This window comes from Dyella monticola, assembly GCF_003363155.1.
In the GTDB taxonomy this organism is placed as follows: Bacteria; Pseudomonadota; Gammaproteobacteria; order Xanthomonadales; family Rhodanobacteraceae; genus Dyella_B; species Dyella_B monticola.
This window is the reverse complement of the sequence record NZ_QRBE01000038.1, coordinates 1-1,330: the sequence shown is the minus strand read 5'-3', so window position 1 is coordinate 1,330 and position 1,330 is coordinate 1. Positions and strand designations below refer to the sequence as shown.

General features: G+C 50.8%; 2 protein-coding genes and 1 pseudogene. All 3 read right to left on the bottom strand.

Translation table 11 applies throughout. From position 1 onward, the window contains the following. Positions 1-294: hypothetical protein (locus DWU98_RS21515; protein ID WP_230474992.1), on the bottom strand; the 294-nt coding region annotated here is incomplete at its 3' end. Then, positions 291-935: a hypothetical protein gene (locus tag DWU98_RS21840; protein WP_147293416.1), complete on the bottom strand. Its 645-nt coding sequence runs from the start codon at positions 933-935 to the stop codon at positions 291-293. The genes DWU98_RS21515 and DWU98_RS21840, both read right to left, overlap by 4 nt. Before the next feature lie 16 nt (positions 936-951). Next, positions 952-1,330, bottom strand: a pseudogene (locus DWU98_RS22055) (hypothetical protein); the annotation flags it as partial.

Sequence of the window (1,330 nt, the reverse complement as noted above, 5' to 3'; positions counted from 1 at the left end):
GTCGACCAGGCATTGGTAGACAGGCATCGCATCGCAGCGCGCATCGCCGTCGGTGTCGTCGTCGGCGCTGCGCCAGCCGAAGACGGAGGCGAAGTCGGCGTCGCTGAAGACGTGGATGGCCTCGTCGTACAGGTTGATCCAGCCACGACGGGAACCGTTCTCGGTGAGGTAGTACACCTCCCGAAAGTGGGTGTGCCGGCCGCTGCTGTCGCGATCATCCGGGTGCAGCGCATCCGGGCCCAGCACGTGGCTGTAGCGCGGAAGCTCGTAGCCGGGGCCGCGCCTACGAATCACGGGTCGGTGGTGACGTGGACGCTTTCGACAAGGTTGATCATGTCTTTGATGATGTCGTCTCGGATTTCTTTGGGAGCGTTGAAATCAAAAGGCATATCTATTGAAACAAGATAGGAGGGTGTTATACGCAAGATATGGACGCCTTCGAATGTCAGTAACGTACCTGCCTGATCCTTGGCTTTTTCAATCTGCCTACCGACAAGAGTCGTTCCTTGGTCATTATCAATTCTATCAAGCGATAATTTTTTAAATGAAACGAAAAAAATTCCCATGGAGCCACCTTTGAATGCCCACTTTCCATTTTTGTTCTTAAAAAATCCCTGAGAATCAATGATATTATCGATCTGAGAAATATTTGAGATAAATATTGATATGTGAGTTGATGCATTATACGTGTTTAATTTTTCGTGCAAGTTTATTATGCATGCAGATTCATATCCATAAGGTACGCTTAAACGCCCATATTGCTCACGGGATAAATATTTTGACTCCGTAAAATCAAACGTGCATCGCTCAAAATTTCTTTTCGTAAGTGACGTACCTAGCGCGGCAGCGGCTTGATCGACATGAGCCGACGACGGCGAGGCCGCGAACCACGCCACGGTGCATAACAACTGAATCAAACCCGTTTTTAGCTTCATTGGAATCCGTGTCCTGTTAATCGGGTCGTTGCGGGGTGAAGTCCACGTGGTAGCTGGCAGTGCCATTCGTTACCCAGTGGCCATTCGCAATGCCATACCGCGTAAAGGTTAGTTGCTGGGTCAAGGTCAGCTGCTGGGCGACATCGGTTTGGATCTCGTCAGACAAATACCGATAAATGTACGCCGCGTAGCCCTGCCTTTCGTCGTAGCCATTGGGGCCGCCATTGATCAGCACATTGGTTTTGCCCACGGTGTCGGGATTGAATCCCTGGTCAACGAGGCGATTGATATTGCTGGTACCCATGTAATGCTTGGTGACCCAGAAATAACCGGCGCTATCGCATGCGTTGTATGTATCGCTGGCAATCAACGAAGGGTTGTATCGCGGCGCCCAT